The organism is Kribbella soli (genome assembly GCF_004331345.1).
Classification (GTDB): Bacteria; Actinomycetota; Actinomycetes; order Propionibacteriales; family Kribbellaceae; genus Kribbella; species Kribbella soli.
This window is the reverse complement of sequence record NZ_SJJZ01000002.1, coordinates 959,872-974,244: the sequence shown is the minus strand read 5'-3', so window position 1 is coordinate 974,244 and position 14,373 is coordinate 959,872. Positions and strand designations below refer to the sequence as shown.

Annotated in this window: 9 protein-coding genes; 3 read left to right on the top strand and 6 right to left on the bottom strand. The window is 70.4% G+C overall.

Annotated features, from left to right (window positions below):
- Positions 1-5: 5 nt before the first annotated feature.
- The 4 genes from E0H45_RS18805 to E0H45_RS18790 form a co-directional block, all read right to left on the bottom strand.
- On the bottom strand, positions 6-1,952 hold the full coding sequence (locus E0H45_RS18805; protein ID WP_131338970.1) for an N-acetylmuramoyl-L-alanine amidase: 1,947 nt from the start codon (positions 1,950-1,952) through the stop codon (positions 6-8).
- Between the two features lie 28 nt (positions 1,953-1,980).
- On the bottom strand, positions 1,981-2,787 hold the full coding sequence (locus tag E0H45_RS42505; RefSeq protein WP_165546511.1) for a hypothetical protein: 807 nt from the start codon (positions 2,785-2,787) through the stop codon (positions 1,981-1,983).
- A gap of 38 nt (positions 2,788-2,825) precedes the next feature.
- Complete coding sequence (locus E0H45_RS18795; RefSeq protein WP_131338966.1) at positions 2,826-4,115, bottom strand: hypothetical protein; 1,290 nt, start codon at positions 4,113-4,115, stop codon at positions 2,826-2,828.
- 153 nt (positions 4,116-4,268) lie between these two features.
- A complete protein-coding gene (locus E0H45_RS18790) occupies positions 4,269-5,999 on the bottom strand; it encodes an L-aspartate oxidase (RefSeq protein ID WP_131338964.1) in 1,731 nt (576 codons plus the stop codon).
- A 205-nt stretch (positions 6,000-6,204) separates the two neighbouring features.
- Between E0H45_RS18790 and E0H45_RS18785 the strand changes: the two genes are divergently transcribed.
- The 3 genes from E0H45_RS18785 (at position 6,205) to E0H45_RS18775 (ending at position 10,930) form a co-directional block, all read left to right on the top strand.
- Positions 6,205-6,711, top strand: coding sequence for a sigma-70 family RNA polymerase sigma factor (locus E0H45_RS18785; protein WP_238155088.1), 507 nt, complete (start codon positions 6,205-6,207; stop codon positions 6,709-6,711).
- 76 nt (positions 6,712-6,787) lie between these two features.
- Positions 6,788-9,526, top strand: a complete 2,739-nt coding sequence (locus E0H45_RS18780) for an ATP-binding protein (protein ID WP_131338962.1) — start codon at positions 6,788-6,790, stop codon at positions 9,524-9,526.
- 63 nt (positions 9,527-9,589) lie between these two features.
- On the top strand, positions 9,590-10,930 hold the full coding sequence (locus E0H45_RS18775; protein WP_131338960.1) for an NAD(P)/FAD-dependent oxidoreductase: 1,341 nt from the start codon (positions 9,590-9,592) through the stop codon (positions 10,928-10,930).
- Here E0H45_RS18775 and E0H45_RS18770 read toward each other — a convergent pair.
- Both E0H45_RS18770 and E0H45_RS18765 read right to left on the bottom strand, forming a co-directional pair.
- On the bottom strand, positions 10,908-12,191 hold the full coding sequence (locus E0H45_RS18770; protein ID WP_202872388.1) for a peroxidase family protein: 1,284 nt from the start codon (positions 12,189-12,191) through the stop codon (positions 10,908-10,910). The genes E0H45_RS18775 and E0H45_RS18770 overlap by 23 nt on opposite strands.
- Before the next feature lie 128 nt (positions 12,192-12,319).
- Positions 12,320-14,335 carry a heparinase II/III domain-containing protein gene (locus E0H45_RS18765; protein WP_238155087.1) on the bottom strand — a complete coding sequence of 672 codons (2,016 nt, stop codon included), beginning with the start codon at positions 14,333-14,335 and terminating at the stop codon, positions 12,320-12,322.
- Positions 14,336-14,373: the final 38 nt, after the last annotated feature.

Here is a 14,373-nt window from a genome sequence, read left to right as displayed (position 1 = left end):
GTCCGTCACCGCCTGGCCAGCTGGATGTAGAAGTTGCGCATCAACAGGTCCGGCGCTGCGCGGTGCTGATCGAGCGCGGAGCGGACGGCGCCGATCAGGAAGCGTTCCGGGACGACACCGGGGTCGACGCCCTTGGCCAGCCGGGCGCCGGCTTCGTCGATCATCGCCTGGTGCCGCGGCTCGAAGAAGATCACCTCGCGCAGCGACTTGTTGCCGAGGCCCTTGAACCGGGTTTCGCAGACGGCGTCGACGACCGCGGGGATCGCGGTCTTGGCGGTGGCGAGCAGCTTGGGCGGCATCGTCGACTCGCGCGGTGCCGGGTAGAGCTGTGACCAGGCGCGACTGAACTCCGCGGCCCGCTCCGGGAACCCCATCCGGCGCAACAGCTCGCTGGACAGGAAGGTCCGCAGGTACGGCGTCGGGTGCACCGACCGTGGCGTGTACCCGAAGCTCTGCGCCGGCGCCCGCCCGATCACGTCCATCAACGACGACACGAACGCCTCGCCACCCAGCAGGCAGCCCACCATGTCGCCGAAGATCTCCCGGTTCCACCGCACCCAGATCGCGACGATCGGCGCGGGTACGCCGGCCGCGCGCAGACGGCGCTCGATCGACGCGGGCACGGCCTGCTCGAGCTGCAACTCGTTCTGCAGGTTGTGCGACACCTCGTGCAGGATCGCGCCGATGGTCCACGGGTTCACGAGCCGGTGATAAGGCAATTGCACCAGGGGGAACGGGTTCAGCTGCCGCCCGAGCCGGCGCAGCGGGATGCCCCGCCGGAACGTCGCCGGCGAGAAGCCTGTACGCATGTAGCAGAAGGGCGGCGGCGCGGGAATGGAGCGCTCGTTGCCGAGGTGCATGAACACGTGCTGGTAGCAGTCGAGCGTGATCCGGTCGCAGGCGTCCAGCCACTCGCCGAACGCGCTCTGCCGTTGTCCGAACAGCTCGAAGTAGAAGTCCCACACCCGTTCCGTCGCACGGACCAGGTCGTGCGCCTGCGTCTTCAGGTCGAGCGCGAGTCCGACCCGATGTGGAGACGGCTGGGCCTGGGCGGCGTCGGCCGCGCGGTCGAGCCGCTCGACGATGGTGGTGAGCGGGCCGCGAAGCGTGGCCAGCAAGGCGTTCACGGCCTGAACGTGTCCCTCGCTCGGTCGCGCGGGTTGCCCACCGAACTCGTCGCGCCGGAAGTCGCGGAGCGCCGTCACGTGCCGCCGTACGTTCAGCGCCTGGCCCGACAGGTACGCCGGAAGCACGTCGCGTCGACCGCGCGCCGCAGCCGGCCGGGCGATGGGTGTCGCGGCCGACTCACCTTCGAACCAGGGCAGCGACGGCAGCCACGAAAGCCAGGAGGACGTCGGCGGCGGCGTAGATGGTGCCGCTGGGGCGGGCGGTGGCGTGGTCGGCGCGGGCGGCGGGGGAGTGGTGCCGCCCAGCGCCGCGATCCGGCTGCGGAACGCGGCCATGTCGAAGTTCGGGTCGATCTTGCGGCCCGGCGGATCCGCGACTTCCTTGTGGCCGAGTACGACGTTCGTACTCAGTCCGAAGTGGTCGACCAAGGCGCGGCACAGCTGGGCGAACGCCTCCACCTGCACCTCGGGCCAGGTCGCGTCGGTACCGGTTGCCTCGGCCTCGATCCCGATCGAGTGGCTGTTGCCCCACGACGGGTCCCGGACCGTCCCGGCGTGGTTGCAGCGACCGGCCGCGATCACGTACACCTTGCCGGACCTCGACAGGCCGAAGTGCGACAACGGCCCGCTCAGATCCGGCCGCCCGTTGATCAAGGTGTCCAGCGACGGCATGTCGGCGGTCCGGTTCAGCGTCGCCGTGTGATGGCAGACCACCGCGCGGACGTCGCTCATCTCGCCCCGCCCGCGCGTCTGCCAGCCAGGTACCTCGATGACCTCGAGGCTGGTCTTGCGGGCGACGCCCGCGAGGTCCGTCAGGTACGGCATCGTCCCTCCCCACCTAGGCCGCGGATGGTCAGCGCCGGGACCGGCGCCGCCGCGAAGGCTGCGTTGCTCCGCCTGCCCGGCGGACCCGGCGGGCGCCGGCGGGCGATCCGGCGGGTGTCCGGCCGCGACGGCGGTACCGGCGGTCGAACGTGTTCACCGCACGCATCGCGCGGTTACGTTCAGGAGCCCGGCGGAACATCCGGCCCGCGATCCGGGTCATCGTCGACATCGCCGTCTCCGGAGACACCGGGCGACCGGACGAGGCCTGGTCCGCGAGACTCTGCGCGGTGCGCTGCAGGATCACCGGCATCGCTGTCAGGTACTTGCGGGTCGCCGGGTTCCGCCGCAGTCGCCGGCCGAGTGCCGACGTACCGCGGATCAGCGCCGGCGCGTTGCGGGCCAGGACACCTGCAGCGCGCGGGATCAGCTTGGACGCGAGCGGGACGAGCGCGCCGAGGAACGCCTCGGCCTCAGCCTCGCTGGACGTCTGCGCCGCCTTCGCGGACAGGTGCGCCATCAGCTCGGCGTCCGGGTAGAGGCGCCGGACCGGGTTGACGAACGCCTCGTCCTCGTACTCCTCCTCGGCCTCGTCCTCGGTTTCCGCCTCGGCCTCGAACTCGAACTCGGCTTCGTACTCACCGTCGCCGCCGAGCAGCCCGCCCAGGGCCTTGCCGATGCCGCCGATCGCGCCGAGGAAGTCCTCGTCCTCGTCTTCGGCCTCGAATTCGAGCTCGTCCTCCGACTCGGTCTCGAGCTCGGCCTCGTCCTCGAACTCGTCCTCCATCTCGAACTCGCCCTGGATGTCGGGGTAGCTGCGGTTCAGCGCGGATGCCATGGTCGATGTCCCTCCCACTCGGTTCCTGTTGGTGCACGTCAACGGCGCGGGCGGCGGCTGCCGGCGCTGGTCGGCCGTCCGGCGGGTACGGCGCCGCGCGGCACCCGTACGTCGCTGACGACCCGGACGACCCGCGCGGGGCGTCCGCCCTTCGGCGGGATCCGGACCGGTGTGGTGATCCGCACGAGTCCCGGACGCGGCCGCGGCACCCGTCCGGTGCTGACGGTCCGGCTGCGGAGCGGCTGGCGGCGGACGGTCAGCGCCCGTCCGCTGCCGGAGCGGCGACCTGGCCGTCCACGACCGGCGCCGGCACGACGCATCGAGCCACTACGGCCGCGGTAGCGCCGACGGCTACGGCTGAGTCCGCGGGCGTGCCTCCGCAGTACTGCCTGCCGCACTCGACCGGGCGTCAGCGCCCGGGTGGTCGCGGCGCCCATCACCTGGCCGAGCTCGACCGGACCGACCGGCTCACCGGCGGCGATCCGCCGGGCGATGGTTCGGGCCGCGCCGTCGGCGATCCCTGGCACGAGCCGCACCGCGGGCCGCGTGCTCCGGTTGCCGTGCAGCATCCGGGTGATCGTGGACGCGCCGCGCAGCAGATACGGCAGCAGCCGCTCCAGCTCACGACGGTCCTGCGCGTTGATGCCGGCGTACGCCGCCGCGCCGCCGAGGGCCTCCGCCTCTGCTTCGGACTCGGTGGCCGCGGCCTGCGCCGCGAGGTACTCGCCGAATGCCTGCGAGGGCGCGAGCGGCGCCGAGGCCATCTCCTCGAACTCGGCCTCGAACTCCTCCTCGTACTCACCTTCGAGCTGCGAGGTGACGGCCCGGGCGACGGCCCCGGCGGCCGGGCCGCCGATGGCGGTCGCGACCAACGGGCCGGCGGTCTTCGCGAGGGTCCGGAGGAACGGCGCGGCCTTCTTGAAGACGCCCTTCAGCCGCTTGAAGAACTCCTCGGCCTCTTCCTCGCCCTCGAGCTCCTCCTCACCTTCGTCCTCGTCCTCGTATTCTCCGTCACCCCCGCCACCGCCGCCGAGCAGTCCGCCGGCGATCTTGGCGATCGGGCCGAGCAGACCGAGGAACGCCTCGTCCTCGTACTCGTACTCGTCTTCGCCCTCGTCCTCCCACTCCTCCTCGCCGAGCAGTCCGCCGATCGCGTTGACCACTCCGCCGAGACCGGGGAAGAAGTCCTCGTCCTCGTACTCCTCCTCGAGCTCGGACTCGCCCTCGATCTCGTCTTCCCACTCGGCTTCGTCCTCGGTCTCGTACTCCGACTCCCACTCGGACTCGTACTCGACCTCGTCCTCGAAATCCGTGGCCCGACGCGCCATGGTGGCCCTCCTCGCTCGGCCGGGACAGCTTGCTGTTCCATGGCAGCCCGGATCGAGCCGGCGGGTCAGTCACCTCTCGGGGTGACGCACAACGGTGTTCCACCACCCGTGCGACCCGAACCGAAGTACCTCATCCGCGTGACGGGGTGTCTTTCACTCGACCAATTTGCCGTCGGTCGCGACGTGCCGCATCAGCTGCCGCAGCTCGCCCGGGATCGCCGGGATCTGCTCCTTCTCGATCGCGTCCGGACCCGACCAGACGAGGTTGACCTGCAACGATTCGTCGAGCTCCGGGTAGTCCGAGCGGTTGTGGCAGCCACGCGTCTCCCGCCGTTCCAGGGCGGCATCGAGTGTCGCCCGCGCGGCGAGCGCCGACGCCTTCAGGTCGAACGCGTGTGCCAGGTCCTGGAAGCCGGCGATGTCCGGATGTACGCCGACCTGCGTGATCCGCTCCTCGACCTCCACCAGCTCTGCGATCCCGGCCCGCAGACCGTCCTCGTCGCGGACGACGCCGGCCCGCGCCGTCATCGTGTCGCGCAGCGCGCGCTGCAGGGCGCGGACGTTCTCCGGCCCGTCGTTCGTCAGCAGGTGGTCGATCTCCGCGCGCGCCTCGCCGACGGCGTCGGCCGAACGCTGCTGGGCCTGCCGGCCGATCGAGTACTTCGCGGCTTCCTCGGCGACGATCCGGCCGAAGACCAGCAGCTCGATCAGCGAGTTGCCGCCGAGCCGGTTCGCGCCGTGCAGTCCGCTCGCGGCCTCGCCGATCGCCCACAGCCCGTCGACGCCGGTGCTGTGGTCCTCGGGACGGACCCACACGCCGCCCATCGAGTAGTGCGCGGTCGGCGCGATCTCGATCGGCTGCTTGGTGATGTCGAGCATCTGCAGTTCGAGCAGCGTCTGGTACACCCGCGGCAGCCGCCGCATGATCGTCTCGCGAGGCAGATGCGACACGTCCAGCCAGACGCCGCCGTTCTGGGTCCCGCGGCCTTCCTTGATCTCCGTGTACTCCGCGAGCGCGACCCGGTCCCGCGTGGACAGCTCCATCCGCTCGGCGTCGTACCGGGCCATGAACCGCTCGCCGAGTGCGTTGCGCAGCTGGCCGCCCTCGCCGCGGGCAGCCTCGGACACGAGCGTGCCCGCCGCGTTCTCGGGCTCGATCAAGCCGGACGGGTGGAACTGGACGAGCTCGGGGTCGCGCAGCTTCCCGCCCGCGAGGACCGCGAGCCGGAACGCGTCACCGGTGTTCTCGTCGCGGCGGGACGACGTACGGCGCCAGATCCGGGTGTGACCGCCCGCGGCCAGGATCACCGCGTCGGCATGGATCACGTACCGCCGGCCGGTCGTCAGGTCGAAGCCGTAGGCGCCGAAGACCGCGTTGTCCTTCACCAGGATCCGGGTCACGTAGACCGTGTCGAGGATCGGTACGCCGAGCTGGACCGCGCGGTTGATCAGCGTGCGCTGGATCTCCAGCCCGGTGTAGTCGCCGGCGAACGCGGTCCGGCGGTAGGTGTGCGCGCCGAAGAACCGCTGCGAGATGCGGCCGTCGGCCTCGCGCGCGAACGGCATACCCCAGCGTTCGAGGTCCTCGATCCCGCGCGCGGCGCCCTGGGCGACGATCTGCACGGTGACCGGGTTCGCGAGCAGGTAGCTCTCCTGGAGCGTGTCGGCCGCGTGCTGCTGCCACGTGTCCTGGGCGTCCATGGTGGCGAGCGCCGCGTTGATACCGCCGGCGGCCAGCGAGGTGTGCGCGTCGGAGCGCGGGCGCTTGCCGAGGGCAAGGACTTCGACCCCCTGTTCGGCCAGCTCGATCGCCGCCCGCAGTCCGGCACCACCGGTCCCGATCACCAGGACCGAAGTGGCGATCTGCTGCTCCGCGATGCTCATCTGTTCTCCTTCGCGAGTGTTGGGTGAACTCACTGACCAGGACACCGCAGCGTGGCGTTCTGTGACTGTCTCCTCGGTCACAACCTGACTGTCTGTCCGGTCTCATCCCGCGGAACCACGGGTTCGACCATGGGGTTTCCAGGGCGCGGACCCCGTGGTCGACGGCCGACGCTGGAGGTGTTGCCCAGCGTCAGGAGGCCGGATCGTGAGTACGGCGGGATTGGACGAGTTCCTGCAGGCGCGGCCGCGGTTGTACCGGATCGCGTGCCGGATCACCGGTAATCCGCACGAGGCCGAGGAGCTGGTTCAGGATGTCTGGGTGCGCTGGCAACGGACGGACCGGTCCACGGTCGCGGATCCGCAGGCCTTCCTCGCGACGGTGGCGTCGCGGCTCGCGATCAACCTCGTCCAGTCGGCACGGCGCCGGCACGAGACGGCGGTCGGGCCGTGGCTTCCGGACGAGCGGGTGGCCTCGGGTCCTGATCCGCAGGTGTACGCCGAGAACCGGGAGGCGTTCGCGGTCGCCGTACAGCTGTTGAAGGATCGGCTCTCGCCGGCGGAACGGGCGACGTACGTACTGCGGGAGGGCTTCGACTACCCGTACCGCGAGATCGCGGAGACGCTCCGGATCGGGGCGCCGAACGCGCGCCAACTCGTCAAGCGTGCGCGGGATCGGCTGGCCCAAGAAGTTCTGGCGCCCGAAGCGGTCTGATCCGGAGTTCCGGTACTCGAGGGTTCTGTACCCGTATCGCCGTTCCCACGTAGCCTCTGACGATGGGGTGGGAGCGATGACCAGCACAGCGCCGGAGCTGCGTGGGCGACGGGCGGAATCCGCACGACTGGACCACGTCGTGGCCGGTGTGCGCTCCGGTACGGGGCAGGTGCTGATCGTCCGTGGCGAGGCCGGGATCGGGAAGTCGGCGCTGCTCGAGTACCTGGTCGGCCGGGCCGAGGGCTGCCGGGTCGCGCGCGCGTCCGGGGTCGAGTCGGAGATGGAGCTGCCGTTCGCCGGCCTGCACCAGTTGTGCCTTCCGTTGCTCGATCTCAGCGACCGGCTTCCGGGTCCGCAGCGCGCGGCGCTCGAGGTCGCCTTCGGGTTGAGCGGCGGGGGACCGCCGGACCGGTTCCTGATCGGTGCGGCGACGTTGAGTCTGCTGTCGGCGGCTTCCGATCGGGAGCCGCTGCTGTGTGTCGTCGACGACGCGCAGTGGCTGGACCAGGCGTCGGTCCAGACGCTGACCTTCGTCGGGCGCCGGCTGTTCGCCGACCGCATCGGCGTGGTGTTCTCGCTGCGCGAGCCGGTGACCGGGCCGGAGTGGCGCGGGTTCCCGGAGTTGCCGATCGGCGGTCTCGCCGACGAGTACGCGGGCTCGCTGCTGGACTCCGTCGTACCGGGACGGCTCGACGGTCATGTCCGCGACCGGATCGTGGCCGAGACGCGGGGCAACCCGCTCGCGTTGATGGAGCTGCCGCGGGGACTGACCGCGGCGCAGCTGGCCGGCGGGTTCGAGCGGCCGGACGCCCGGCCGTTGGCGAGTCAGATCGAGCAGAACTTCGCGCGCCGCGTTCAAGCGCTGCCGCCGGACACCCAGCGTCTGCTGCTGACCGCGGCCGCGGAGCCCGTCGGTGACGTACCGCTGCTGGTTCGCGCCCTGATGCTTCTCGACGTGCCGATGAGTACGGCGGCGCCCGCCGAAAAGGCCGGGTTGATCGATATCGCAGCTCGCGTCCGGTTCCGGCATCCGCTGGTCCGGTCGGCGACGTACCGGGCCGCGGATCCGGTCGATCGGCGCGCGGTCCACCGGGCCCTCGCCGAGGCGATCGACCCGGAGCACGATCCCGATCGCCGCGCCTGGCATCGGGCCCAGGCTGCCGACGGTCCGGACGAGGCCGTCGCCGCCGAACTGGTGAGCTCGGCCGACCGGGCCCAACGTCGTGGCGGCATGGCGGCGTCGTCGGCGTTCCTCCAGCGCGCGACCGAGCTGACGCCGGACCCGGCAACGCGCGCGATCCGCGCTCTCTCCGCAGCCCAGGCGAGCCTGGCAGCAGGCGCGTTCGAGACCGCGTTGCGTCTCCTGAACACCGCCGAGCACGGACCGGTCAACGGCCTGCACCAGGCCCGGGTGAACCTGATGCGCGCCCAACTGACGTTCGCCTCCGGCCACAGCCTGGAAGCTCCGCCGCTGCTGCTCGACGCTGCCCGGCGACTCGAACCGCTCGACCTCGCTCTCGCCCGCGACACCTACCTGGATGCTCTCGCCGCCGCCCAGTTCGCCGGCCGCTTCGGCCAGGACACAGGGATCACGTATGTCGCCCGCGCCGCCAAGGCCGTGCCCCGGCTGGAGCAACCACGCAAGCGCGACCTGCTCTACGACGCCGTGACGACCCTGTTCGCCGACGGGTTCCCCGCGGTGGTCGCTCCCGCGCGGACCGCGATGAGCGCGTTCTCCGCGGAGAACGGGACGACGGATCCCGAGGATCTGACTTGGATGTGGCTGTCGGCCGTCCTGGCGGTGAACCTGTGGGACGAGGAGAGCTGGGACCTGCTGACGGCACGGCACCTGCGGATCGCCCGCGAGCTGGGCGATCTGAACCAGTTGCCGCTCGTTCTCCACCATCGCGTCATGCTGGCCCTGTACGCAGGTGAGTTGGCCAACGCCTCGGCGTTGCTGGCCGAGAGCCGGACCATCCACGACGCGACTGGTGCCGGGCTGGCGGCCTACGGCGAGATCTGCCTGGCGGCCTGGCGTGGGCGGCCGGACGCAGCGTCGCTGATCGCCACCAGCCTCGAGGACTCCTCCTCCCGCGGCGAGGGCGGCGCGGTCACCTTCGCGCACATGACGAACGCCCTCCTGTGGAACGGACTCACGCAGTACCCGGTGGCGTTGCAGGCGGGGTTGGAGGCCACGGCCTATCCGACGGAGCTCGGTGCGGCGAACTGGGCGTTGCCCGAGCTGATCGAGGCGGCGGCCCGCGTCGGACGTCCGGAGGCCGCAGACGAGGCCTACGACCGCTTACGGGAACAGGCGGTGGCCAGTGGGTCTAACTGGGGGCTCGGGGTCCTGGCGCGGGCGACCGGTTTGCGTGCGACGGGTGGCGCGGCGGAGACGGCGTACCAGGAAGCGGTCGAGCGGTTGAGCCGGACGCGGATGCGGATGGATCTGGCGCGGACGCATCTGGTGTACGGCGAATGGCTGCGTCGGGAAGGCCGTCGTCAGGACGCGCGCGGGCAGCTGCGGATGGCGTACAAGCTGTTCTCGGCGGCCGGTGCGGGCGCGTTCGCGGAGCGTGCCGGGCGGGAGCTCGCGGCGACGGGCGAGGTGCTCGACGAGCGTCGTACGGCAGACAGCTCCGGCCGCGACTCGTTGACCGCACAGGAGGCGCACATCGCCGACCTGGCCGGTGCCGGGCTGACCAACGCCGAGATCGGTGCGCAGATGTTCCTCAGTCAGCACACTGTCGAGTGGCATCTGCGGAAAGTCTTCGCCAAGCTGGGCATCACGTCCCGGAAACAGCTCCGCCACTAGCAATGTCACATCCGGCCCGGGCGGGGTGTCTTACCTTCGAGAAGTCGACGGACGGAGAGTGCAGTGCGCAGGATCTTGGTGGTGGGCGGCGGGTACGCCGGTTTCTACACGGCGTGGAGGCTGGAGAAGAAGCTGCGGCGCGGCGAGGCCGAGGTGGTCGTCGTCGACCCGCGGCCGTACATGACGTACCAGCCGTTCCTGCCCGAGGTGGTCGCCGGTTCCGTGGAGGCCCGGCACGCGGCGGTGTCGCTGCGCCGGAACCTGCGGCACACGCGGGTCGTGGCCGGCATGGTCACCGGCATCTCGCACGCGGACAAGACGGTGACGATCCACCCGGCCGACGGCCCGGACTACCAGCTGACGTACGACGTGATCGCGGTGACCGCCGGTGCGGTGACGCGGACGTTCGACGTACCGGGGGTGGCCGATCGGGCGATCGGGATGAAGCACGTCGAGGAAGCCGTGGCGATCCGGGACCGGTTGTTCACCGCGTTCGACGAGGCGGCCGGGCTGGAACCGGGGCCGCAGCGGCGCAAGCTGCTGACGGTCACGTTCGTGGGCGGCGGGTTCTCCGGCGTCGAAGGGTTCGCCGAGCTGCTGTCTCTGGCGCGGGCGTTGCTGAAGAAGTACCCGGAGCTGTCCGAGGACGATCTCGCGTTCCACCTGGTCGAGGCGACCGGGCGGATCCTGCCGGAGGTGAGCGACCGGCCCGGCGAGTGGGTGGTGAAGATGCTCGAGAAGCGCGGCGCGGTCGTGCACCTGAACACCTCGATGCAGTCGGCCGACGACGGGCACGTGGTGCTCTCGGACGGGACGGAGTTCGACTCGGAACTGATCGTGTGGACCGCGGGCAACGCCGCGACCCGGCTGCTGCGCAACCACACCGACCTGCCGCACAACGAGCGCGGACTGGTCCAGGTGCGGGCGGATCTGCGGATCGGCACCGAGAGCGAGGTGATCCCGGACGCCTGGGCGGCCGGCGACGACGCGGCCGTGCCCGACCTGGCGGCGCCCACCAAGGGTGCGTACACGGTGCCGAACGCGCAGAACGCCGTACGGCAAGGGAAGTTGCTGGCGAAGAACCTGCTGCGGTCGCTGCGCGGGCGGGAGCCGAAGAACTACGTGCACAGCAGCCTGGGTGTGATCGCGACGCTCGGCCTCGGGAACGGCATCTTCCAGTACAAGCGGATCGTCATCAAGGGTCTGCCGGCCTGGTTGATGCACCGCGGGTACCACGTGCTCGCGGTTCCGACCTGGGACCGGAAGATGCGGGTGCTGGCGATCTGGCTGGTGTCCCTCTTCTACGGCCGCGACATCGTCTCGCTGGCCTCCGTCCAGAGCCCCCGCGAGGCGTTCGCCAGCGAGGCGAAGGCGCGGACGCTCAGCGCGAGCCGGCCGGGATGAGCAGGTCGGTCAGGCCGAACCTCTCGCCGGCGGCCGGCAGGTTCGGCTGCCAGTCCGGTTCGAGACTGAGGTAGCTGGCCGGGTCGGCTCGGAGCAGCCCGATCAGTACTTCGGCGACGATCCGCCCGCCGACCGGCCCGAGGCGGTCACCGTCACCGAGGTACTCGGACTCCTTCAGGATGTAGAACCACAGCGGCGTACCGCCAGGCCAGGTGCCTTCGGCGAGCGGCGGTGCGCCGAGTAGCTTGGCGACCTCCTCGCCACTCGGCAGACCGGTCGTGTCGCCGCGCAGCAGATCGCGGACCGCGAGGGACTTGTACGCGGTCTGGTCGACAGCGCCGGTGACCTGCTCCGGCAGGCCGATCAGGCTTGCGGCGAGCCGGCCGTCGAGGCGCTTGGCCCGCTGCGCCGGTGGATGTCCTGGTACGTCGAACACCTGCGTGAGATCGAGCCGTTGCCGCACCGGCCCGAACCCGACCAGATCGGGGAACAACGGCAACTCGGGACCACCCTCGACCAATCGGTACGTGTGCCGGATCTGACCGTGCCCGTAGCGGTACGCCGCATCCGCGAACTCCAGCGGGATGAACGCCTGCAGGGACTCTGGCGCGAACCACTTCCCGCCGTCCTCGAGCACCTCGTCCACCAACCGCCGCCCGACGAGTCTCGGCAGGAAGTCGTGGACGACGATCCACTGGTAGTGCCACGTCAGCATGACGCGCGCCTGCTCGAACACATCCTCCTCAGGCACGCCGCCCGTCCGCAGACTGTCGACGATCCGGTTGTGCGCCTGCAGGAACGCCACGTGCAGGCTCAGCGAGAACAGGTGGACGTCGTTGCGCGGGTCGCCGATCAGCGCCACGCCCTGTGGATTCCGCGGTACGTCGTACCCGCCGGCGCCGAGCAGGAACTTGGCGGGGTCGTGCAGATCGAACAGGTACGGCGCACCGATCGGTCCGTCGGCGTACAGCATCTCGAGGTTGAGCCGCGGCGAGCGGGCGTTCCGCAACGCGTCGGTGCTGACTCCTGCCGCGATCGGCGACCGGTCCGCGGTGGTGTCGTGCGCCAGCAACTGCCCGAAGAACGGCCAGCCGGCCGCCTGCTCCGCGTCGTCCCCGTCGTTCCCGAGGTCGAGCGCCGCCGCGGCGTCACAGATCCCACCGTCGGCACCCGCCCGCATCAGCACGTGCGGATCCGTCCCCAAGGGCTCCAGGTCCGGAAACATCCGCCCGTACCGCGCCCCGCCAGTCGGCCGATCCACGCTGCGCACCAAACTCAAGCAGTGGTCCCGCACCGCCGGATGCCTACTCATCCATAACCTCCCGAAGAATCGAATCAACAGAAGAGACAAGGCAGGTGCGACGGTTGTGACCGGGTGCCGAACAGTGATCAGCTGATGCGGGTGAGGCGGCCGTCCTGCTGGACCCGGACGGTCGCCTTCCGGGTGCCGACGGTCAGGTCGACGAAGAACATGCCGCTGACGGTTCGGGTCTTGTAGGTGACGGTTTCGGTCGAGCCTGCCGGGACGATCGCGGACAGGATCGTCGCGTTCGTCCCGTTGCGGCCGAACTTGACCACGGGGGCCGGCTGGCGATGGAAGATGTCGGGGTAGTACCAGCCCTGGACCGGGTCCTGCTGGCCCTGGACGACGGTGATGCCGTCGGCGGGGACCTGTTGCTGGTAAGGGATCTGCAGCAGGTAGGTCTTGGACTTGTCGCCGGTCTTCGCAGCTGGGGTGGCAACTGCTGCCGTGGGGGACTGGACTGTCACCTTCTGGTCCGGTGCGAGGTGCCAGAGCGTTTCGTACCGCTGGGGGTCGGTCGCCTGGCCGCGGTCGAGCGTGATGATCAGGTCGGGATCCTTGAGCACGAGTACGTCGCGCTTCCGGCTCACGCCCGGCGCCGGTGAATCAGCGAGCGAGTACGACTCCCAGGTCGGCGTGATCGACGCGCGGACCAGCTGCGTCACCACGCTCACGGTGTCGGCCGACGGGATGGTCATCACGTTGTGCGCGGCCTGGCTCTTCGACCACGCCTGCCATTTGTCGAGCTGGTACCCGGAGTGCCCCGGGTCGATCAGCACGTCCCGGCCGTGCGACGAGTAGGTGAGCGACATGTGGTCGTCATGACCGTGCAGTGTCCGCGCCGCGCCGTACCGGATGCTGTACGTCGACTCCTGCGCGAACTGCCGTGTCTCGCCCCACCCGGTCCGGCCGAAGACGTAGCCGGCGTCGAAGACCGCGACCCGTTTCGACGGTCTCGTCCCGCGCTTCCCGAGCGAGGCGACGTAGTCGAGCGCGGTACCGGTCGCACCGGTCGGCTTCTGCCGTACGGCGTCACCGACCTGCTGCAGCTCACCCGTGGACTTGGTCGCGAGCGCCAGCCATTCCGACAGGGCCGCCCGCCGTTGGGCGATCACCGGTCCGGGGTTCGATCCGCACCGCTGCAGGGCGGTCGTCGCGCGACCCCACAGCAGGTAGTTGAACATCGCGTACCCGACCGACTGCTCGTTCGTCGAGCCCTGCGTGTCGATCGCCTTCGTGATCGCCTGCGACAGCCGGTCCACGGCCAGCGTCTTAAGCTCCTGCCGCTTCAGCGTGCACCCGACGCCGAACAGCGCGATGCTTTCGTCCGTCCCGTGGTTCGACGGCCCGCTCCAGTTCACGATCATGAACTGCGCATGGTCGACGAGCGCCTTGTCGAGCCAGGCGTACTGCGTGGGCAGCGACCTGACCTTCAGCCCGGTGAGGACGGCCTGGCGAGCGCACAGCAGCACGTTGGTGCGGTGCATCGTGGCCTCCCACGCGCCGACATCGCCCTTCCACGTGTACGGGTTGTCCTTGACCCAGTCGTGGATGATCGCCATCACGTGCGTCAGCGCCTTGCGATCACCGCGCTGCCCGGCGGTGATGCCGTTGCCCAGCCAGCGCAGTGAATGCAGCCACATGTACCAGCTCGGCTTGCGGTACGGGTCGGAGCGCCAGTTGATGTCGCCGCTCCCGTTGCCGACCTTGTACGGCGGGTCGGTGCCCCAGGAGAACGTGTCGCTCATCAGCATCGACAGCGGGACGTTCGACTCGATGCCGCTGAATCCGGGGCATTCGTACGTGCCGGTGTTCGCGACCGGGGTCGACGGCGGGGGAGTGGCCGGGGTGTCGACGCCCGGCAGCGGCTCCTCACTCGAGGTCGAGTCGGGGACGCTCGGACTCGGCATGGGTCGCGAGCTGGGGATCGACGGCGTCGTCGATCCGCTGGCCGAGGGCGTCGTACTGCGGTCGCGGGCGCCTGGCATCAGGACGAAGACGGCCCCGGCGAAGGCGACGCCGCAGACCAGGACGCAGGCAAGCGTCAGCGCAACCGTCGTCCCCAGCCGTTTCTTCGACTGCCCCTTCGACTGTGCAGCCACCCGCCCCCCTCTCCAGAATCAGAACGCTCCGAGCCACC